This window comes from Calditerrivibrio sp. (assembly GCF_049968475.1).
Classification (GTDB): Bacteria; Chrysiogenota; Deferribacteres; order Deferribacterales; family Calditerrivibrionaceae; genus Calditerrivibrio; species Calditerrivibrio nitroreducens_A.
This window is the reverse complement of record NZ_JBMFQS010000043.1, coordinates 1-519: the sequence shown is the minus strand read 5'-3', so window position 1 is coordinate 519 and position 519 is coordinate 1. Positions and strand designations below refer to the sequence as shown.

General features: G+C 37.4%; 1 protein-coding gene. It reads right to left on the bottom strand.

Annotated elements, in window-relative coordinates; genetic code table 11:
• Positions 1–256: hypothetical protein (locus ACP5Q2_RS09955; RefSeq protein ID WP_428099651.1), on the bottom strand; the 256-nt coding region annotated here is incomplete at its 3' end.
• Positions 257–519: the final 263 nt, after the last annotated feature.

Genomic DNA, 519 nt, shown 5'->3' with positions numbered 1-519 from the left:
CCCATAAGAGGAAATGAGCCATCTCATGCACTAAAGTGTCCTCATCCCAGCCGTTCCTGTATAAAACAATGTAAGCCCTTTTATAAACCCGCTTCTTTCCATTCTTTTTTACAATTCTTATTTTACTTATAAACTCCCCGTGAGGTGTTTTCTCTCTATTTGAAAATATGATTTTACAGTAGGGAAGCTTGAAATGCATTTGAACCTTCCTGAAAATATTAAACAACTCATTTTTTATTTTATACTCCTCATTCATAGCGATACCTCCTTTAAAATTGCCATCGTCGTCGCCGTAGCTTTTACTTTAAAAAATCAAATACAATAAGTCACGGCTTAAAAACCCAAGAGCCCCCAGGACCAACCCAGGAGCCCCGAGGCTTTATTTTTTAGCTTCCTCTTCAAGAACCTTTATTATAGCGTTTATAACAAAAAGTAGTTCACTTTTAGAAATGAACCCTGGCGTTATATCGATAAAACCCCCTGTCTCTGTCTCTTTTGTCAATTTCCAACCCCCATAAG